This window comes from Pseudoxanthomonas sp. 68-E7, assembly GCF_057773145.1.
The window spans coordinates 743,802-762,712 of record NZ_JBYMTI010000001.1; the positions used below are offsets into that span (position 1 = coordinate 743,802).

Here is an 18,911-nt window from a genome sequence, read left to right on the forward strand (position 1 = left end):
CGCCCGCGAGGCGGGCGACGGGCCAGAGTCTAGCAGGCGCGGCGGACGCTCAGCCGCCGGCGGCCGGCTCGGCCGGCTCATCCTCAAGCGGATCAATGCTGTAGGTGCAGCCGACCAGCGTCTTGCCGGGGTGGGAGGTGACGTTGGAGACGTTCAGCACCAGCGAGCGGACCAGGGTCGCGCCGGTGGCCGGGTCGCGCATTTCCTCGCTGACCAGTTCCTTGCCGAACATGGCCTTCTCCGGGGTATCGAGCGCCGTTTCCAGTTCCAGTTGGCGGGCCAGCGGACGCGGGTCCGGCAGGTCCAGCACCGCCATCACGCTGGAGCCGGCGAAGGCGATGCGATCGCTGGAATGGCCGAACACCGTCACCGGCTCGCCGAGCGCGTATTCGCTCAGGAACATGTTGCTCTGGGGCAGCGGGCGCCAGCCCAGCGACACCGCCTTGAGCGGCTCCTGCAGCGCGGTCGCCAGCGCCATGAACTCCTCGGGCTGACCCTCGCAGCGGATCAGCCTGGCGATGTCGACCCTGTCCGGGGTCGATGCGGGCGCCGCATCCTCCCCCGTGCCGCGCGCGTGCGCGCCGGCCGCCAGCGTCAGCAGCAACAGGAGGGGAATGGAACGGGCAGGGAGCATGGCATCGGATCGCTATTTCGGGAGCCCGAAGCGTAGCCGCTGTGCGCGGCCGGGACTACTGCTCCGCGTAGGGATCGTCGATGCCGAGTTCGGCCAGGATCTCGCGTTCCAACTGCTCCATGCACTCGGCTTCCTTGTCGTCCTCGTGGTCCCAGCCCAGCAGATGCAGGGTGCCGTGCACGGTGAGATGGGCGTAATGGGCGGCGAGCGTCTTCTTCTGTTCGCGCGCCTCGCGGGCCACCACCGGCGCGCAGATCACCAGATCGCCCAACAGCGGCATCTTCACGCCCTTGGGCAGCTTGACGCCCTCGGCCACGTCGGCCGGGAAACTCAGCACGTTGGTCGCGTAGTCGCGGCCGCGATAGTGGCGGTTGAGCGCGCGGCCTTCCTTGCTGTCGACGATGCGGATGGCCAAGTCGGCCTCGCGGATGCGCCCGCGCAGCGCCGCGGCCACCCATTTGCGGAAGCTCACCGCCGCGGGCAGGCCCGCGCGCGGCAGCGCGTAGCTGACCGAAACCTCCAGCCGTGTCGGACCCTGCGTCATGCCGGACCTGTCTCCGAATCCTTGCCCTCGCGCGCATCGTAAGCCTGGACGATGCGCGCCACCAGCGGATGCCGGACCACGTCGCGGCTGCTGAAGAAGGTGAAGGAAATGCCGTCCACGTTGCGCAGCACGTCCAGCGCGTCCTTCAGGCCGGACTTCTGGTGGCGTGGCAGGTCGATCTGGGTCAGGTCGCCGGTGACCACGGCGGTGCTGCCGTAGCCGATGCGGGTCAGGAACATTTTCATCTGCTCGATGCTGGTGTTCTGCGCCTCGTCAAGGATGACAAACGCGTCGTTAAGCGTGCGTCCGCGCATGTAGGCCAGGGGCGCGATCTCGATCACGTTCTTCTCGAGCAGCTTGACCACTTTCTCCACCCCGAGCATTTCGTACAGGGCGTCATACAGGGGGCGCAGGTAGGGGTCGACCTTCTGGGTCAGATCGCCAGGCAGGAAGCCCAGCTTCTCGCCGGCTTCCACCGCCGGGCGCACCAGGATCAGCCGCTGCACCCGCGACTCGTTCAGTGCTTCGACCGCGCTGGCCACGGCCAGGAAGGTCTTGCCGGTGCCGGCCGGGCCGATGCCGAAGTTGATGTCATGGGTGGCGATGGCGTGCAGGTAGTTGGCCTGGTTGGCGCCCCGGCCGCGCACGGTGCCGCGCTTGACCTTGATGGCCACTTCCTGCGGCTCGAAACCGCCGGCGGCGACATGGTCGACGTTGGCGTCGTTGAGGCGCAGGTGGATGGCTTCGCTGTCGAAGGTCTCGCCGGCGGTTTCGGCGTAGAGGGAGCGCAGCAGTTTCTCGGTCGCGGCGACCGCCTTTTCCGGGCCGGTGACCCGGAAGATCGCGCCGCGATTGGCGATTTCCACGCCAAGACGCAGCTCGATCTGGCGCAGGTGGGCATCGAACGGGCCGGTCAGGTTGGCCAGGCGCTCGGCGGTTTCGGGTTCAAGGGTGAATTCGCGTTTGCTGGGTACGGTCATGGATGAGGAGCGATGGCGGTGGCCTGACCGGGCGGACGGCCGGGAGGCGGCCGGCGGAGGCCGGACGGGCAGGCACAAGCGGAAATGAAATGGGGTCGGCCGGTCCTATCTGGAGCGGGCGCGCGGGATTTGCAAGCGGCAGATCAGCGGTTGGGCTGGATCACGGCGGCGTTCCTCGGCCGAGGTATCAGGCCGCGAAGGTTAAACCCGCACCCGGCACGACGCCAGCCGGCATGACCGTTCGTCGGCGGCGTATTGCATTAATTAAACGATGAATTAAATAATGCGCGCATGTCGAAACCCACTTCCCGAACCCGCCCCCCTTCCGCCGCCGCCGGCCCGGCCGCGCCGGCCCGGCGCAAGCGCGCCCCCGGTCGCCCCGGCGCCGATCAGGCCGACCAGCGCGAGCGCCTGCTCGACGCCGCGCTGGCCTGTTTCGTCCGCCAGGGCATCGCGGCCACGTCGCTGCGCGACATCGCCGGTGAAGCCGGGGTGACCCCGGCGCTGGTGCATTACTACTTCGGCGACAAACCGCAGCTGCAGCAGGCGGTGGTGGGCGAGCGCCTGCTGCCGGTGGTCGCGCAGCTGCGCGAGCCGGTGGCGGAGGCGCAGGGGGATGTCGCCGCATTGATCGCGGCGTTCGTGCATGGGGTGGGCGGCCTGGTCACGCGGTACCCGTGGCTGCCCACGCTCTGGGTGCGGGAGGTGCTGTGCGAAGGCGGGGCGCTGCGCGACCTGCTCATCGAACAGATCGGCCCGCTGCTGCCGCGGATGATGGCGGCAAGGTTCGCCGAAGCGCAGCAGCAGGGGAAACTCAACGCCGATCTCGATCCCCGCCTGCTGATGGTGTCGCTGGTCGGCCTGACCTTCTTCCCGTTGGCAAGCGCGCCGATCTGGCGAACGCTGTTCGGCGCCGACGATGTGGATTTTGAGGAACTGCGCCGACACACGCTGGTGCTGCTGGACCGTGGACTGGAGTTGGACAATGCGAAATGAGCGCAACCTGATGATGGCCGCGTTGCTGCTGGCGCTGTCCGCCTGCAAGCCCGCCGCGCCGCAGGCGCTGGGCACGCTGGAGTGGGACCGGGTGACCCTGCCCGCGCCGGTGGCCGAGAAGATCGTGCGCATCGAGGTGCGCGAAGGCCAGCAGGTCGCGGCCGGCGCGCCGCTGCTGCAGCTCGAACTGACCCGCACGCAATCGCAGTTGCAGGCGGCGCGCGCGCAGGCGCAGCAGAATCGCGACGTATTGTCGGAACTGCAGGCGGGGCCGCGGGTGGAAGCCATCGCCCAGGCGCGCGCGGCGCTGGCCGCCGCGCAGGCGCAGGCCAGCGATACCCGCGCGTACTTCAACCGGCTGCAGCCTCTCGGCAGGCAGCAACTGGTCGCGGCCGCCGAGGTCGACCGCGCGCGCGCGGCCGCCGACAACGCCGCCGCGCAGGTGCGCTCTGCACAGGCGGCATTGCTGGAACTGGAGCGCGGCACCCGTCCGGAGCAACTGGCGCAGGGCGAAGCGGCGTTGGCAGCGGCCGAAGCACAGGCCGCGGTGCAGGCGGTCACCCTCGACAAGCTCAACGTGGTGGCCCCGCGCGCCGGTCGGGTCGACAGCCTGCCGTACCGCCTGGGCGATCAGGCGCCGGTCGGCGCGCCGCTGGCGGTGATGCTGGTGGGCGAGGCGCCCTATGCGCGCGTCTACGTGCCCGAACCGCTGCGCGCCGGGGTCAAGGTCGGCGATCCGGTGCGGGTGCATGTCGATGGTCGCGAGCAGGTCTACGCGGGCAAGGTCCGCATGATCCGCAGCGAACCGGTGTTCACGCCGTACTACGCGCTGACCGGCAAGGACGCGGCACGATTGAGCTATCTGGCCGAAATCAGTCTGGGCAAGGACGCGGCGGAGTTGCCGGCGGGCTTCCCGGTGCGCGTGGAGTTTGGCGATGGCCGTGGCCGCTGAAACGGACAGCTTCGCGATCGAGGCGCGCGGACTGACCAAACGGTTCGGTGACCTGATCGCGGTGAACGCGGTGGACCTGCGGGTGCCGCGTCGCAATGTGTACGGCTTCCTGGGGCCCAACGGTTCCGGCAAATCCACCACGATCCGGATGCTGTGCGGATTGCTGACGCCCAGCGCGGGCGATATCCAGGTCCTGGGCCTGCGCATTCCCGAACAGGCCGAGCAACTGCGTACCCGGATCGGGTACATGACCCAGAAGTTCTCGCTGTTCGAGGACCTGAGCGTGCGCGAGAACCTGGAATTCCTGGCCGCGGTGCAGAACCTGTCCAAGGCCGAAGCGCGCCGACGCATAGACGAACTGGTCGAGCAGTACCACTTCCAGGACCGGCAGAAGCAGCTGGCCGGCACCATGAGTGGCGGCCAGAAACAGCGCCTGGCATTGGCGGGAGCGGTGATCCACCAGCCGGAGCTGCTGTTCCTGGACGAGCCCACCAGCGCGGTGGATCCGGAATCACGGCGCGACTTCTGGGAAAAACTGTTCGAGCTGGCCGATGCCGGCACCACCATCCTGGTGTCGACCCATTACATGGACGAAGCCGAGCGCTGCCATCGCATCGCCATCCTCGACCGCGGCGTGCTGGTGGCCGATGGCACGCCCGCGGATCTGACCGGCGAACTGGCCGGCCGCACGCTGGCGGTGCAAGCGGCGCAGCCGCGCCAGGCGCAGAAGGTCCTGCTGGGGCTGGCGGACGTGATCAGCGTGGCCCAGATCGGCAACACCCTGCGGGTGCTCATGGCGGGCAATGGCGACGCGGCGGCGCGGGTGGCGGACGGACTGCGCCGTGCGGGCATGGATGCGGAAGTCGCGCCCTCGCAGGCCAACCTGGAAGATGTGTTCGTCGCCGCCACCCGCGGCCGTCCGTCGCCGGACGGGCAGGAGCGCGCCGCATGATCTGGCGTCGGCTTTCCGCGGTGATGCTGAAGGAAGTGCGGCAGATGCGCCGTGATCGCATCACCCTGGCGATGATCGTCGCCATCCCGGTGATGCAGCTGTTGCTGTTCGGGTATGCGATCAACACCAACCTGCGCGATCTCAAGGCCGGTGTCGCCGATCAGGCCAACACCGCGGCCTCGCGCGCGCTGGTGATGGACATCGTCGCGACCACGGTGGTCAAGCCGACGCTTTCGGCACGCACGCCGCAGGAACTGATGGAAGCCATTCGCCGCGGCGAGATCAGCCTGGGCATCGTGGTGCCGCCGGATTTCGAACGACGCCGCGCCGAGGGACGCGAGCAGGTGCAGATCCTGGTCGATGGCAGCGACAACGCGGTACAGAGCGCGGCCGCGCAACTGGCACAGATGCCGGCGGACAGCGCGGTCCGTCCGGTGGTGCCGGCGGAGCGCGCCATCAGCGTGGTCGCCTTCTACAACCCGGAGCGGCGCTCGGCGGTGAACATCGTGCCCGGTCTGATCGGGGTGATCCTGACCATGACCATGGTGCTGTTCACCGGCGTGGCCATCGTGCGCGAGCGCGAGCGCGGCAACATGGAGTTGCTGATCGCCACGCCGGTCAGCAGCGCGGAACTGATGATCGGCAAGGTGCTGCCCTACATCGGCATTGGCCTGATCCAGACCAGCGTGGTGCTGGCGTTGGGCATGTGGCTGTTCGAGGTGCCGCTCAACGGCAGCGTCTGGCACGTCTACGTGGCGGCGATCCTGCTGATCGCGGCCAACCTGACCCTGGGCCTGCTGATCTCGACCCGTGCGCAGTCGCAGTTCCAGGCCATGCAGATGACCTTCTTCGTATTCCTGCCGTCCATCCTGCTGTCCGGCTTCATGTTCCCGTTCTCGGGCATGCCGCGGCCGGTGCAGTGGCTGGCGGAAGTGTTGCCATTGACCCATTTCCTGCGCCTGATCCGCGGCGTCATGCTGCGTGGGGCCAGCCTGTGGGAACTATGGCCGGACGTGCTGGCGCTGCTGGCCTTCACCACGGTGATGATGTCCGCCGCCATCCTGCGCTTCCGCAAGCGGCTGGATTGAAGGTGTGGCCCCTTGTAGGAGCGACATAAGTCGCGACCATGCTGTTTCCGGTCGCGACTTATGTCGCTCCTACAGGGGAGTGGGCATCAAGCCGCGTCCTCGTCCACCGTGGCAATCCGCCCGCGCAGCGAATTGGTCAGCGCCTCGGTGATCAGCACGTCGACGAACTGGCCGACCAGGCGTGGATGGCCGGGGAAGTTCACCGAGCGCATGTTTTCGGTCTTGCCGGTGAGCTCGTTTGGATTCTTCCGCGAGGGACCTTCCACCAGCACCGACTGCACGCTGCCGACCATCCGCTGCGAGATGCCGGCGGCGTGGGCATTGATGTGGGCCTGCAAGCGTTCCAGCCGCGCATGCTTGGTGGCCTCGGGCGTGTCGTCTTCCAGATCCGCGGCAGGGGTGCCGGGGCGTCGCGAATAAATGAAGGAGAACGACTGGTCGAAACCGACGTCCTCGATCAGCTTCATGGTCTTGTCGAAATCGGCATCGGTCTCGCCGGGAAAGCCGACGATGAAATCGGACGAGATCGAGATGTCCGGGCGCACCGCGCGCAGCTTGCGGATCTTCTGCTTGAATTCCAGCGTGGTGTAGCCGCGCTTCATCGCCGCCAGCACGCGATCGCTGCCGGCCTGCACCGGCAGGTGCAGGTAGTTGGCCAGCTGCGGCACGTCGCGATAGGCCTCCACCAGCGAGTCGCTGAATTCCAGCGGGTGCGAGGTGGTGAAGCGGATGCGGCCCACGCCCTCGATCTCGGCGATGGTGCGGATCAGCAGGCCCAGGTCGGCGATTTCGCCGTCGCCATAGGGACCTCGGTAGGCGTTGACGTTCTGGCCGAGCAGGTTGATCTCGCGCACGCCCTGGGCGGCCAGTTGCGCCACTTCCACCAGCACGTCCTCGAACGGCCGGCTGACTTCCTCGCCGCGGGTGTAGGGCACCACGCAGAACGAGCAGTACTTGGAGCAGCCTTCCATGATCGAGACGAACGCGCTCGGACCCTCGGCGCGCGGCTCGGGCAGGCGGTCGAACTTCTCGATCTCGGGAAAGCTGATGTCCACCTGAGGCTGGCCGGACTGGCGCCGCTCGCGGATCAGTTCCGGCAGCCGGTGCAGGGTCTGCGGGCCGAACACCAGGTCCACGTAGGGCGCGCGCTTGACGATGGCCTCGCCCTCCTGCGAGGCCACGCAGCCGCCGACGCCGATCAGGACCGGCTTGCCGCCCTTCTTCAGCGACTTCCAGCGGCCGAGCTGGCTGAACACCTTCTCCTGCGCCTTCTCGCGGATGGAGCAGGTGTTGACCAGCACCACGTCGGCTTCCTCGGGGTTGTCGGTCAGTTCCAGGCCCTCGGCGGCGGCCAGCACGTCGGCCATCTTGGCCGAGTCGTACTCGTTCATCTGGCAACCGTGGGTCTTGATGTACAGCTTGCCGCGGGCCGGCAAAACGGCCGGACGGGCGGAGGAGGCGACAGGCAGATCGCCCATCGGGGCGGTATCGGGGGCTTGCGTCCCGGTCATGGCGCTTATTCCAGTCGGGTGGGCGGGCGGAAACCGCATAGTTTACGCGGGGTGGTCCGGTTCCGTGCCGATTCGGCGTTGATGGGAGGGAACACGCCCCGTCGGGCGGATGCGCGGATGGGGCGCGGAGCCGGATATCCGGATCCCCGACCGACCGCACAGATTCGAGGATTCCTTTCTTGGACAAGGACTTGGCAATCACCCCCGGATCCGGGACACTGCCCCGCATGAGGGGGATACTGCCACTGGGGATGCTGGCCGCGCTGGCCTGCATGGCACCGGCTGCGACTGCGGCCGCCGGTACGCTGTACAAGTGCACCGGCGCCGACGGCGTGCCCGCCTATGTCAGCAAGCGCGTCGGCGGAGCCCGTTGCGAGGTGATCAGCCAGTACACGCCCGAACGCGGCAACCGCCGCGTGTCCAGCGTGTCCCGTCCGGCCGACGCCTCCAGCCTGTCCACGCCGGCGGCCCCGCCGAAAGAACCGGGCGTCGCCGCGATGGGCGGCACGACCACCACCAGCGCGCCGGTCACGACGGCGGTCTCGGTGGCCCCGACCGCGATCACGCCCGCGCCGCTGCCCGCCGCAAGTGCGGGGGGAACCCGCCGGGTGGTCAGCGGGCAGGTCTATTCCTACATCAAGGATGGCGTGCGCCACTACACCAGCACCCGGCCCCGTGGCGGCGCCGGCGCCGTGGCCAGCCTGCGGACCATCAAGTACAGCTTCATCGAAACCTGCTTCGCCTGCGGCAATCCCAGCCTGAACTTCGGCACCCTGCGGCTCAATACCGCGGCCTACCAGGCCGAGATCGCCGCGGCATCCCGCGAGTTCGGGGTCGACGAGGCGGTGATCCGCGCGATCATGCACGCGGAGTCCTCCTACAACCCGATGGCCCTGTCCCACGCCGGGGCGCAGGGCCTGATGCAGCTGATGCCGGCCACCGCGCGCCGGTTCGGTGTCAGCGACGCCTTCAACGCGGGGCAGAACATCCGTGGCGGCGTGCAGTACCTGTCTTGGCTGCTCAAGCGCTTCAATGGCGACCTGCGCCTGGCCGCGGCCGGCTACAACGCCGGCGAGGGCGCGGTGGATCGCCACGGCGGGGTCCCGCCGTACCGGGAAACCCAGCGCTATGTCGAGCGCGTGGCGGTCCTGGCCGATCGCTACCGCGGCAACATCGCCGCCGCGCGCTGACGCGGAAATCCCGCCGTGTGGCGGGTCCAGGCGACCGCAAACCCTTGATCCACGGCAAAACGTTGTCGGTCGGTTAAGGCTTCCGCTACACTTTGCTGTCTTTGCGGCCCGCCCCGAGCTCTGGGCGCGGGGTGCTGGCAGCCTTTTAGCTACCTGATAGTTTTGCGGAGTGCCGGAATGGCCAACGATGGGGTCAATGGGCCTGTGAATACAGGCCGACGCCGGTTTCTGACTGCGACCACGGCTGTGGTTGGTGCGGTTGGAGCCGGTTTCGCAGCAGTACCGTTTATCAAGTCGTGGAATCCGAGCGCGAGGGCCAAACTGGCCGGCGCCCCGGTGACCGCCGACCTCACCGGCCTGCAGGAAGGGCAACGCCTGATCCTGGAATGGCGCGGCCAGCCGATCTGGATCGTCAAGCGCTCCAAGGCGATCCTGGACGCGTTGCCGACCCTGGACAGCCGCCTGCGGGATCCGGAGTCCAAGAACACGGATCAGCAACCGGCCTACATCAAGGGCGAAACCCGCTCCCTGAAGCCGGAAATCTCCGTGCTGGTCGGCTTGTGCACCCACCTGGGCTGCTCGCCGGAAATGGTCGCCGAAATCCGGCCCGAACCCTACGATCCGGACTGGAAGGGCGGCTACTTCTGCCCCTGCCACAAGTCGCGCTTCGACATGGCCGGCCGCGTGTTCCAGGGCGTCCCGGCGCCGACCAACCTGGTCGTGCCGCCGCACTACTACGAGAACGACACGACGATCGTGATCGGCGTCGATCCGAAGGGAGCTGCGTAAGCCATGTCGAACATCTTCAACCGTACCGCCGATGGCGTGATGGATTGGTTCACTGCGCGTGCGCCGAGTTTCATGCCGTTCTACCGGAAGCACATGTCGGAGTACTACGCTCCGAAGAACTTCAACATCTGGTACATCTTCGGCGTCCTGTCCTCGATCGTTCTGGTCAACCAGATCCTGACCGGCATCTTCCTGACGATGCACTTCAAGCCGAGCGCCGCGGAAGCGTTCGCCTCGGTCGAGTACATCATGCGCGACGTGGAGTGGGGCTGGCTGATCCGGTACATGCACAGCACCGGCGCCTCGCTGTTCTTCATCGTCGTCTACCTGCACATGTTCCGCGGGTTGATGTACGGCAGCTACCAGAAGCCGCGTGAGCTGGTGTGGATCCTGGGCATGCTGATCTACCTGGTGCTCATGGCCGAAGCCTTCATGGGCTACGTGCTGCCCTGGGGCCAGATGTCGTTCTGGGGCGCCAAGGTGATCATCTCGCTGTTCGGTGCCATCCCGGTGATCGGCAACGGCCTGACCGAGTGGATCATGGGCGACTACCTGCCCGGCGACGCCACCCTCAACCGCTTCTTCGCCCTGCACGTGATCGCGCTGCCGCTGGTGCTGCTGCTGCTGGTGGTGCTGCACATCTTCGCCCTGCACGAAGTCGGCTCCAACAACCCCGACGGCGTGGAAATCAAGAAGGGCCCGAAGGGCAACCGCTGGTCGCCGACCGCGCCGGCCGACGGCATCCCGTTCCACCCGTACTACACGGTCGGCAAGGACCTGTTCTACGTGTGCATGCTGGTGATGGTCGCCGCGTTCATCATCTTCTTCGCGCCGGCCTTCGGCGGCTGGTTCCTGGAGCATGACAACTTCACCGAGGCCAACCGCCTGGTGACGCCCGAGCACATCAAGCCGGTGTGGTACTACACCCCGTACTACGCGATGCTGCGCGTGGTGCCGCACAAGCTGAGCGGCGTGCTGGTCATGTTCGGCGCCATCGCCATCCTGTTCCTGGTGCCGTGGCTGGATCGCGCCAAGGTCAAGTCGTACCGCTATCGCGGCAAGCTGTCGTGGGCGCTGCTGCTGACCTTCGCCGTGAGCTTCCTGTGGCTCGGCAAGATCGGCGCCGGTCCGGGTACCGACATCGTCGAAACCTACATCGGCCGCGTGCTGACCGTTTACTACTTCCTTTTCTTCCTGACCATGCCGCTGTGGACCAAGTGGGACAAGACCAAGCCGGTGCCGGAACGGGTGACGACGCATGACTAAGACCTTGACTTCCCGCCTAGCTGTCTTCGCCAGCGGGTTGCTGATTTCGTTCTCCGCGCTGGCCGCCGAGGGCGGCGACAAGCTGCAGGCCGGCAACGACCTGAGCGATCGCGCCTCGCTGCAGCGGGGTGCCCAGCTGTACATGAACTACTGCTCGAGCTGCCATTCGCTCAAGTACCTGCGCTATTCGCGCATGGCCGAGGACCTGGGCCTGACCGAAGAAGAGGTGATGAACAACCTCAACTTCACCGGCGCCAAGTTCGGCGAGCAGATCCAGGTGGCGATGCCGCACGACCCGGCGGGCAAGTGGTTCGGCAAGATGCCGCCGGATCTGAGCACCATCTCCCGCGTCCGCGGCAGCGACTGGATCTACACCTACCTCAAGTCGTTCTACCTGGACGAGTCCCGCCCGCTGGGCTGGAACAACAAGCTGTTCCCGAACGCGTCGATGCCGAACCCGTTCTGGGAGCTGCAGGGCCTGCAGCACGCCGAGTACGGCAAGCCCGACGCGGCGACCGGCGATCGCCACGTGGAATCGCTGAAGCTGGCCCAGCCCGGTCGTCTGAGCCCGCAGGAGTTCGATCAGGTCGCGCGCGACGTGACCAACTTCCTCGAGTACGCCGGCGAGCCGGCGGCCCTCAAGCGCCAGAGCCTGGGCGTGTGGGTCGTGCTGTTCCTGGCGGCGCTGTCGTTCCTGGCCTATCTGCTCAAGCAGGAGTACTGGAAGGACGTGCACTGACACGTCCGGCGCTCCCTCGTGCCGTCCGGCTGCATACGCCGGGCGGCAGGGCGGTGCCCAGTGGCATGGCGGCCGCTTGGCATTTTCCTGAAGGGATTGCACACTCGGGGACCGTGGCGACCGCTGGCAAGGGGCTGGCGGCGTCGGTGCGATCGGCGGATTCCGATCGTCGGAGAGCCTGATGGCTGCGAGTCCACGTATGCGCAATACACTGACTTTGTTTTCCTCCATCGATGACGTGCTGTGCCACCGCGTACGGCTGGTGCTGGCCGCCAAGGGCGTCAGCTACGACTTCGTGCCGGTGGATCCGCAGAACCCGCCCGAAGATCTCATCGATCTGAATCCCTACCACTCCGTTCCCACCCTGGTGGAACGCGATCTGGTGCTGTACGCCGCTTCGGTGGTCAGCGAATACCTGGACGAACGCTACCCGCACCCGCCGCTGATGCCGGTGGATCCGCTGTCGCGCGCGCGCCTGCGCCTGGCGATGCTGCGCATCGAGCATGACTGGGTGCCGCAGGTGCAGGCCATCCAGCTGGGCAACAAGCAGCAGGCCGAAGCCGGGCGCAAGCGTCTCAAGGAACTGCTGACCGCGTCGGTGCCGCTGTTCAAGGCAAGCAAGTTCTTCCTCAATCCCGAAATGAGCCTGGCCGATTGCGCCATGGCGCCGATCATCTGGCGCCTGCCGTCGCTGGACATCCCGTTACCCAAGGATGGCAAGGCCATCGAGGACTACGGCAACCGCATCTTCCGCAATCCCGGCTTCATCCGCAGCCTGACCGACGCGGAAAAGAAGCTGCGCGACATTCCGGCCTGACGCCGGGGCAAACGAGTGGAGTCGCTGCCGCGGCGCTGGCATGGAACCGCGGGGTGGTCGTGACTTATCCTAGACCGGCGGCGCGCGACGTCGCCGGCTCCGCCGTCCGTCCGCGGACGACTTCACCAGGCAGTACCCATGAACGATGAAAGCCCCCGCATGACCAGCCACCGCCCGTACCTGTTGCGGGCGCTGGTGGAATGGATCGCCGACAACGGCATGACCCCGCACCTGCTGGTCGATGCGACCCAGGCTGGGGTGCAGGTGCCGGCCAGCGCGGTCAAGGAGGGCAAGGTCGTGCTCAACATCGCCGAGCGCGCGGTGGTGCAGCTGAATATCGACAATCATGCGGTCAGTTTCACCGCCCGGTTTGGCGGGGTCAGCTTCCCGGTGATGGTGCCCATTCCCGCCGTGCTGGCGATCTATGCGCGCGAAACCGGGCAGGGCATGGCGCTGCCCGACGACGGCCATGCGCCGGGACCGGATGACGGCGGCGACGACACGCCGGGTCCGGACAGCCCGGGTGACGACGACACGCCGGCGCCGCCCAAGCGGCCGCATCTGCGGGTGGTCAAGTAAGCCGGCGCGCGGACAGCGTGGCGGAACGGCCGCCGCCGACTGCATCGGGCAGATGAAAACCACGGAAATCGCGGGTGTGGCAGCGACGTGAATCGCGAACCCTGATCCAGCCGGCAGGCGGTCGCGACTCACGTCGCTCCCAGCGGAGAGCATCGGTGACCAAAGTGCGCCCGCCACCAGCGCTCAGTGTTCGAACGGCACCAGGCTCGGGCGAACCGGACCCACGAACGACACCAGGGTGTCGCCACGCAGGACCAGGCGTCCGGTGTGCCGGTCGATGCCGTCGTAGGAGTACTCGAAGCGGAACGTCCGCTCCCAGCCCAGGCGCCCGTCCTCGTTGCGCCGCAGGCGCAGCCCGGCAGCGTGCACGCTCTGGTCCAGCCAGATGACGCCGGCGGCATCGCAGGCGTTGCGGCCCAGCATGCCCGCGCGTTCGGCGGCGGCCCGGGCAGCGTTCCAGTAGGCGAATCCGGCGGCGCCGGCGATCATCAGCAGGATCAGGGTGGGCATGGCGTCGCGGCGTCCGACTTCAGGTGCGGTCGCCCGGCGGCGGGCCGAGTTTCAGCGACAGGTCGATGGCATGCACGTGCTTGGTCAGGCCGCCAATGGAAATGCAGTCCACGCCGTCCTCGGCGATGCCGCGGAGCGTGGTCATGTCCACGCTGCCGGAGACTTCCAGCGGTATGCGGCCGGCGGCGATGCGCACCGCCTCGCGCCGTGCAGGGGCATCGAAATCGTCGATGAGGATGCGATCACAGCCTTCGCGCAGGGCTTCCTCCAACTGCGCCAGGGTCTCCACCTCCACGATCAGCGGCAGCGTCGGTTGCGCGTCGCGGGCCGCGCGGATGGCTCCGGCCAGCGAGCCGGCCGCGCGGATGTGGTTCTCCTTCAGCATCACCGCGTCGTACAGGCCAATCCGGTGGTTGTGCCCACCGCCGCAGCGCACCGCGTACTTCTGCGCCAGGCGCAGGCCGGGCAGGGTCTTGCGGGTATCGAGGATCTGCGCGCGGGTTCCGGCGACCGCCTCGACATGGCGCGCGGTCGCGGTGGCCGTACCGGACAGGGTCTGCAGGAAATTCAGCGAAGTGCGCTCGGCGGTGACCAGCGCGCGCGAATGGCCCTGCAAGGTGGCCAGCACCGTACCGGCGCGGACGCGATCGCCTTCGCCGACCCTCCAGTCGATCCGCACCTGCGGATCCAGCAGCCGGTGGGTGGCATCGAACCAGGGGCGCCCGGCGATGATGCCGTCCTCCTTGCACAGCAGATAGGCGCTGTCGGGGCTGTTGGGCAGCAGCGCGGCGGTGACGTCGCCGCTGCCGACATCCTCGGCGAGCGCGCGCCGGACATCGGCTTCGACGACTTCGGAAGGCGGCGGCTGGAGGTCGCTCATCGCGCGGGGAAGTCGGCCAACTGCGAGGTGGCGATGGCTTCCTCGGCCAGCAGCACCGGAATGCCGTCGTCGACCCGGTACAGCGTCCGGCGATCCTGGGTGACCAATGCTTCGCGCAGCGCCTCGGCCTGTGCCGAGCCGTCCGCGCGGGTCACGCCGCCGGTGGCAATCGCGCGGTTGGCAGCGTCCAGGCCGCGACCGTCGAGCAGCGACAGCGATTGGCGGGTGGTCGGGCAGCAGAGGATGTCCAGCAGTTTGCGGTCCATGGGTCCAACGTCGTTCGGCAAGGAGGGTAGAATACGTCTTTGCGACAGAGGACGGCCATGACCGCCACCGTTGACAGCCCCGTCGTGGGCATCGTGATGGGTTCCCGTTCGGATTGGGAAACCATGCAGCATGCCGCCCAGAAGCTCGATGCGCTGGGGGTTCCCTACGAAGTGAAGGTGGTGTCCGCGCACCGGACCCCGGATGTGCTGTTCTCCTATGCCGAGACCGCGGGTCCGCGCGGCCTGCGCGCGATCATCGCCGGTGCCGGTGGCGCCGCCCACCTGCCGGGCATGCTGGCGTCCAAGACCGCAGTGCCGGTGCTGGGCGTGCCGGTGCAGTCCAAGGCACTGAACGGCATGGATTCGCTGCTGTCGATCGTGCAGATGCCGGCCGGCATTCCGGTGGCGACCTTCGCGATCGGCAACGCCGGCGCCGCCAATGCGGCCCTGTTCGCCGCGGCGCTGCTGTCGCCCGAGTATTCCGAGATCGGCGCTGCGCTGGCTACTTTCCGCGCGCGCCAGACCGATGACGTGATGGCGCACGACGATCCGCGCCTGCCCGCATGACCACCGTCGGCATCCTCGGCGGCGGGCAGTTGGCCCGCATGCTCGCCCTTTCCGGCGCACCGCTAGGTTTGCGCTTCCTGGTGATGGACACCGAAGCCGATGCCTGCGCGGGCCAGTTCGCCCCGCTGCTGGTCGGCGATTACCGTGACGAGGCCGCGCTGGCGGAATTCGCCGGCAAGGTCGATGTCGCCACCTTCGATTTCGAGAACGTGCCGGCCGAAAGCGCCGAATGGCTGGCCGCGCGGGTGCCCGTGTTCCCCAATCCGCGCGCGCTTGCCACGGCCCAGGACCGCCTGGCCGAGAAGACCCTGTTCCGCGAACTGCAGATCCCGGTGCCGGATTTCGCGCCGGTGGCCACCCGCGAGGAACTGGACGCCGCACTGGCCCAGGTTGGGGCGCCCTGCATTCTCAAGACCCGCCGGCTGGGCTATGACGGCAAGGGCCAGTTCCGCATCCGCACGCTGGCCGACGCCGATGCGGCATGGGAAGCGCTCGGGGCACAGGCGGCCAAGGTCGGTCTGATCGTCGAGGCTTTCGTGCCGTTCGAGCGTGAACTGTCGGTGGTCGCGGTGCGCGGTCGTGACGGTGAATTCCGGACCTGGCCGCTGACCGAGAACTGGCACGTCGACGGCGTGCTGTCGGCCAGCCTTGCGCCGGCGCGGACCGATGACGGGATCCTGCGGACCGCGGTCGACTATGCCCGCCGCCTGGCCGAGCGCACCGACTACGTGGGCGTGTTCGCGCTGGAGCTGTTCTATCGCGACGGCCAACTGCTGGCCAACGAGATGGCCCCGCGCGTGCACAACTCCGGGCACTGGACCATCGAAGGGGCGGAAACGTCGCAGTTCCAGAACCACCTGCGCGCGGTGCTGGGACTGCCCTTGGGCGATACCCACATGCTCGGCCATGCCTGCATGCTCAACTGGATCGGGCAGATGCCGGACGCGCTGCCGCTGCTGCGGGAGCCCGGCGGCCATTGGCACGATTACGGCAAGCTGCCGCGTGCCGGCCGCAAGGTCGGACACGCCACCGTGCGTGCGGATGGCGCGGAGGAACTGGCGCAGGCGCTGGAGCGCGCCGGCCGCGCGCTGGGGCGCGAGGCGCAGGTGGCGCCGGTGGTCGCGCGCCTGCGCGGCTGAGCGCGGTCACGATGCCGCAAAAGCAGAAGGCCGGGGCATGCCCGGCCTTCCTTGTTTCCAGTGGTTGAATCCCGGGCTCAGCGCAGGTTGCCGGCCACGAAGTCCCAGTTCACCAGCGCCCAGAACGATTCCACGTACTTCGGACGCGCGTTGCGATAGTCGATGTAGTAGGCGTGTTCCCACACGTCGATGGTCAGCAGCGGCTTGTCCTCGCCGGTCAGCGGGGTGGCGGCGTTGGAGGTGCTGGCCAGCGCGAGCGAACCGTCCGGACGCTGCACCAGCCAGCCCCAGCCGGAACCGAAGGTGCCGATGGCGGTCTTGGTGAACTCTTCCTTGAACTTGGCGAAATCGCCGAAGGCCTTGTTGATCAGCTCGGCCAGCTTGCCGGTCGGCTCGCCGCCGCCATTGGGCTTCAGGCAGTTCCAGTAGAAGGTGTGGTTCCAGATCTGGGCCGCGTTGTTGAACATGCCGCCCTGGGACTTGCGCACGATCTCTTCCAGCGAAAGATCGGCGAATTCGGTGCCTTCGATCAGCTTGTTGAGGTTGTCCACGTAGGTCTTGTGATGCTTGCCGTAGTGGAAGTCGATGGTTTCGCCGGAAATATGCGGCTCGAGCGCGGTACGGTCGTAGGGCAGGGGGGGCAGTTCGATGGCCATGGCTGGGATCCTTGCGCTAGGCGGTGGAAGGGGGGCGTCGGCAGGGCGGCGCACGGGGGCTTACAATGGCGTTCCCGGTGGACAGGTCCGTCGGGACGAGGCGGAAGTGTACCCGACCGTGGTTGGGTTACCGTAAAAGCAGGAGAAAACAGCATGCCGGTGATGGAACGCATCCAGGCCGAAGTCGAAAGCCATCCGATCGTCCTCTTCATGAAGGGCACGCCGGAATTCCCCATGTGCGGCTTCTCCAGCCGCGCGGTGCAGGCGCTGCGCGATGCGGGCGCCGAACACCTGTACACCATCAACGTGCTGGAGGAGCCGGAAATCCGCGCCAACCTGCCGCGCTTCTCCAACTGGCCGACCTTCCCGCAACTGTTCATCCATGGCGAACTGATCGGCGGCTGCGACATCACCCTGGAACTGCACGAGTCCGGTGAACTCCGGCGCATCGTCGCCGAAGCCGTGTCGCAGTGAGCGTGCCTGCGTGAGTCTCATCGATCTTCCCACCCGTCAGGGACGCGCGCTCACCGATCGCGTGATCCTGATCAGTGGCGCGCATGGCGGCCTCGGCGCCGCCGCCGCGCTGGCCTGCGCCGAGGCGGGCGCGACCTTGGTGCTGCTCGGGCGCAAGGTGCCCAAGTTGAACCGCGTCTACGACGCGGTCGCCCAGGCTGGCAGCGAGCCCCTGTTGTACCCGCTGGATCTCGAAGGCGCGGCACCGGACGACTACGCCGAACTGGCGGATCGCCTCTATGCCGAACTCGGCCGGTTGGATGGGGTACTGCATTGCGCCGCCGAATTCCGCGGCCTGACGCCGCTGGAGCACACCGACCCGGCCGCGTTCGCACGTGCACTCCATGTCAATCTGACCGCGCCCTGGTGGCTCTCGCAGGCCTGTCTGCCGCTGCTCAAGCAGTCGGATGATGCCGCGCTGGTGTTTGCCATGGACGATCTGGCCAGGGTGGGGCAGCCTTACTGGGGCGGCTATGGCGTGGCCCAGCACGGACTGGCGGGACTGGTGGGCATGCTGGCGGCCGAACTGGCCGGCGGTCCGGTCCGGGTTTCCGGCCTGCAGCCGGGTCCCATGAGCACTGGCCTGCGCTCGCGCGCCTATGCCGACGACAGTGACGGACAGGCCTGCGATCCTGCCCGCTATGGGGCCGCCTGTGTCACATTGCTGTCATCCGCGGGCGCCGAACACCGGGGCCGCGTCTGGACCGTCCGGGCATGACCATCCTTTCGGCCGCGCTGCTGCTGTTCCTGATCCTGGATCCGCTGGGCAATATTCCGGTGTTCCTGAGCGTGCTCAAGCCGCTGCCGCCGAAGCGCCAGCGCGTCGTGCTGGCGCGCGAGCTGCTGATTGCCCTGGTCGTCCTGATGATGTTCCTCTGGGGCGGCAAGTACGCCCTGGAACTGATGCACCTGCGGCAGGAATCGGTGGCCATCGCCGGCGGCATCGTCCTGTTCCTGATCGGCATCCGCATGATCTTCCCCCGGCCGGAAGGCCTGATGGGGGAAATCCCCGGCGGCGAACCCTTCATCGTGCCCCTGGCCATCCCCCTGGTCGCCGGTCCCTCGGGCATGGCCGCGGTCATGCTGATGGGCAGCAACGAACCCGCCCGCCTGGCCGACTGGAGCCTGGCGCTGATCCTCGCCTGGGGCGCCACCGCGGCCATCCTGTTCTCCGCCACGCTGCTCTACAAATGGCTGGGCCGGAGCGTCCTGACCGCGGTCGAACGCCTGATGGGCATGCTGCTGGTGGCCATTTCCGTGCAGATGTTCCTGGACGGCATCGGGACCTATCTGAAGCTGCCGGTCAACATCTGAGCCGGGTCACGTAAAAAAGTGCTGCACCG

The 18,911-nt window shown here is 67.6% G+C and carries 23 protein-coding genes; 15 read left to right on the forward strand and 8 right to left on the reverse strand.

What is annotated here, in order from left to right; all coding sequences use genetic code 11:
• Positions 1–49: 49 nt before the first annotated feature.
• From AC3DE2_RS03480 to AC3DE2_RS03490, 3 genes are read right to left on the reverse strand one after another with little or no spacing between them, the layout of a single operon-like run.
• Positions 50–634, reverse strand: a complete 585-nt coding sequence (locus tag AC3DE2_RS03480) for a hypothetical protein (RefSeq protein ID WP_488425080.1) — start codon at positions 632–634, stop codon at positions 50–52.
• Between the two features lie 55 nt (positions 635–689).
• Positions 690–1,178, reverse strand: coding sequence for an rRNA maturation RNase YbeY (ybeY, locus tag AC3DE2_RS03485; RefSeq protein WP_295378698.1), 489 nt, complete (start codon positions 1,176–1,178; stop codon positions 690–692).
• Entirely contained in the window at positions 1,175–2,158 is a 984-nt protein-coding gene (locus AC3DE2_RS03490) for a PhoH family protein (RefSeq protein ID WP_295378701.1), read from the reverse strand. The genes ybeY and AC3DE2_RS03490 overlap by 4 nt, the downstream gene beginning before the upstream one ends.
• 291 nt (positions 2,159–2,449) lie before the next feature.
• Here AC3DE2_RS03490 and AC3DE2_RS03495 point away from each other — a divergent pair, with 291 nt between their 5' ends.
• From AC3DE2_RS03495 to AC3DE2_RS03510, 4 genes are read left to right on the forward strand one after another with little or no spacing between them, the layout of a single operon-like run.
• On the forward strand, positions 2,450–3,154 hold the full coding sequence (locus AC3DE2_RS03495) for a TetR/AcrR family transcriptional regulator (RefSeq protein ID WP_295378702.1): 705 nt from the start codon (positions 2,450–2,452) through the stop codon (positions 3,152–3,154).
• Positions 3,144–4,106 carry an HlyD family secretion protein gene (locus tag AC3DE2_RS03500; RefSeq protein ID WP_295378705.1) on the forward strand — a complete coding sequence of 321 codons (963 nt, stop codon included), beginning with the start codon at positions 3,144–3,146 and terminating at the stop codon, positions 4,104–4,106. The genes AC3DE2_RS03495 and AC3DE2_RS03500 overlap by 11 nt, the downstream gene beginning before the upstream one ends.
• A 16-nt stretch (positions 4,107–4,122) precedes the next feature.
• A complete protein-coding gene (locus AC3DE2_RS03505; RefSeq protein WP_295378743.1) occupies positions 4,123–5,058 on the forward strand; it encodes an ABC transporter ATP-binding protein in 936 nt (311 codons plus the stop codon).
• A complete protein-coding gene (locus tag AC3DE2_RS03510) occupies positions 5,055–6,146 on the forward strand; it encodes an ABC transporter permease (RefSeq protein WP_295378708.1) in 1,092 nt (363 codons plus the stop codon). The genes AC3DE2_RS03505 and AC3DE2_RS03510 overlap by 4 nt, the downstream gene beginning before the upstream one ends.
• Before the next feature lie 86 nt (positions 6,147–6,232).
• Here AC3DE2_RS03510 and miaB read toward each other — a convergent pair whose 3' ends face one another.
• Positions 6,233–7,657 (reverse strand): tRNA (N6-isopentenyl adenosine(37)-C2)-methylthiotransferase MiaB, encoded by a 1,425-nt coding sequence (gene miaB / locus AC3DE2_RS03515; RefSeq protein ID WP_488425082.1) that lies wholly within the window; start codon positions 7,655–7,657, stop codon positions 6,233–6,235.
• A gap of 227 nt (positions 7,658–7,884) precedes the next feature.
• Between miaB and AC3DE2_RS03520 the strand changes: the two genes are divergently transcribed.
• The 6 genes from AC3DE2_RS03520 to AC3DE2_RS03545 all read left to right on the forward strand — a co-directional run bounded on the left by AC3DE2_RS03520 (position 7,885) and on the right by AC3DE2_RS03545 (position 13,037).
• Positions 7,885–8,847, forward strand: coding sequence for a lytic transglycosylase domain-containing protein (locus AC3DE2_RS03520; RefSeq protein WP_295378710.1), 963 nt, complete (start codon positions 7,885–7,887; stop codon positions 8,845–8,847).
• Between the two features lie 177 nt (positions 8,848–9,024).
• A complete protein-coding gene (petA, locus tag AC3DE2_RS03525; protein WP_141453682.1) occupies positions 9,025–9,636 on the forward strand; it encodes a ubiquinol-cytochrome c reductase iron-sulfur subunit in 612 nt (203 codons plus the stop codon).
• 3 nt (positions 9,637–9,639) lie between these two features.
• Positions 9,640–10,902 (forward strand): cytochrome b, encoded by a 1,263-nt coding sequence (locus AC3DE2_RS03530; protein ID WP_295378715.1) that lies wholly within the window; start codon positions 9,640–9,642, stop codon positions 10,900–10,902.
• The gene (locus AC3DE2_RS03535) at positions 10,895–11,641 is read left to right on the forward strand and encodes a cytochrome c1 (protein ID WP_295378716.1); all 747 of its coding nucleotides are present in this window, start codon (positions 10,895–10,897) and stop codon (positions 11,639–11,641) included. The genes AC3DE2_RS03530 and AC3DE2_RS03535 overlap by 8 nt, the downstream gene beginning before the upstream one ends.
• 181 nt (positions 11,642–11,822) lie before the next feature.
• Positions 11,823–12,458 carry a glutathione S-transferase N-terminal domain-containing protein gene (locus AC3DE2_RS03540; protein ID WP_295378719.1) on the forward strand — a complete coding sequence of 212 codons (636 nt, stop codon included), beginning with the start codon at positions 11,823–11,825 and terminating at the stop codon, positions 12,456–12,458.
• 138 nt (positions 12,459–12,596) lie between these two features.
• Complete coding sequence (locus tag AC3DE2_RS03545) at positions 12,597–13,037, forward strand: ClpXP protease specificity-enhancing factor (RefSeq protein ID WP_488425083.1); 441 nt, start codon at positions 12,597–12,599, stop codon at positions 13,035–13,037.
• Positions 13,038–13,220: 183 nt separating this feature from the next.
• On the opposite strand, the gene AC3DE2_RS03550 is transcribed toward AC3DE2_RS03545, so the two are convergent.
• Genes AC3DE2_RS03550 through AC3DE2_RS03560 form a run of 3 tightly spaced genes read right to left on the reverse strand, consistent with a single transcriptional unit; the run spans position 13,221 to position 14,693 of the window.
• Entirely contained in the window at positions 13,221–13,547 is a 327-nt protein-coding gene (locus tag AC3DE2_RS03550) for a DUF3301 domain-containing protein (RefSeq protein WP_488425084.1), read from the reverse strand.
• Between the two features lie 19 nt (positions 13,548–13,566).
• On the reverse strand, positions 13,567–14,427 hold the full coding sequence (nadC, locus tag AC3DE2_RS03555) for a carboxylating nicotinate-nucleotide diphosphorylase (protein WP_488425085.1): 861 nt from the start codon (positions 14,425–14,427) through the stop codon (positions 13,567–13,569).
• The gene (locus AC3DE2_RS03560; RefSeq protein WP_295378725.1) at positions 14,424–14,693 is read right to left on the reverse strand and encodes a Trm112 family protein; all 270 of its coding nucleotides are present in this window, start codon (positions 14,691–14,693) and stop codon (positions 14,424–14,426) included. Before AC3DE2_RS03560 ends, nadC begins: the two co-directional genes overlap by 4 nt.
• A gap of 57 nt (positions 14,694–14,750) precedes the next feature.
• On the opposite strand from AC3DE2_RS03560, the gene purE reads away from it, so the two are divergent.
• A complete protein-coding gene (gene purE, locus AC3DE2_RS03565) occupies positions 14,751–15,260 on the forward strand; it encodes a 5-(carboxyamino)imidazole ribonucleotide mutase (protein ID WP_295378727.1) in 510 nt (169 codons plus the stop codon).
• On the forward strand, positions 15,257–16,399 hold the full coding sequence (locus tag AC3DE2_RS03570) for a 5-(carboxyamino)imidazole ribonucleotide synthase (protein ID WP_488425086.1): 1,143 nt from the start codon (positions 15,257–15,259) through the stop codon (positions 16,397–16,399). Before purE ends, AC3DE2_RS03570 begins: the two co-directional genes overlap by 4 nt.
• 77 nt (positions 16,400–16,476) lie before the next feature.
• Here the strand turns inward: AC3DE2_RS03570 and AC3DE2_RS03575 are convergent, their stop codons facing one another.
• Entirely contained in the window at positions 16,477–17,055 is a 579-nt protein-coding gene (locus tag AC3DE2_RS03575) for a superoxide dismutase (RefSeq protein WP_295378732.1), read from the reverse strand.
• A 153-nt stretch (positions 17,056–17,208) separates the two neighbouring features.
• Here AC3DE2_RS03575 and grxD point away from each other — a divergent pair, with 153 nt between their 5' ends.
• Genes grxD through AC3DE2_RS03590 form a run of 3 tightly spaced genes read left to right on the forward strand, consistent with a single transcriptional unit; the run spans position 17,209 to position 18,882 of the window.
• Positions 17,209–17,529 carry a Grx4 family monothiol glutaredoxin gene (gene grxD / locus AC3DE2_RS03580; protein WP_295378735.1) on the forward strand — a complete coding sequence of 107 codons (321 nt, stop codon included), beginning with the start codon at positions 17,209–17,211 and terminating at the stop codon, positions 17,527–17,529.
• 10 nt (positions 17,530–17,539) lie between these two features.
• Entirely contained in the window at positions 17,540–18,286 is a 747-nt protein-coding gene (locus AC3DE2_RS03585) for an SDR family NAD(P)-dependent oxidoreductase (protein ID WP_295378736.1), read from the forward strand.
• On the forward strand, positions 18,283–18,882 hold the full coding sequence (locus AC3DE2_RS03590; RefSeq protein WP_295378739.1) for a YhgN family NAAT transporter: 600 nt from the start codon (positions 18,283–18,285) through the stop codon (positions 18,880–18,882). Before AC3DE2_RS03585 ends, AC3DE2_RS03590 begins: the two co-directional genes overlap by 4 nt.
• Positions 18,883–18,911: the final 29 nt, after the last annotated feature.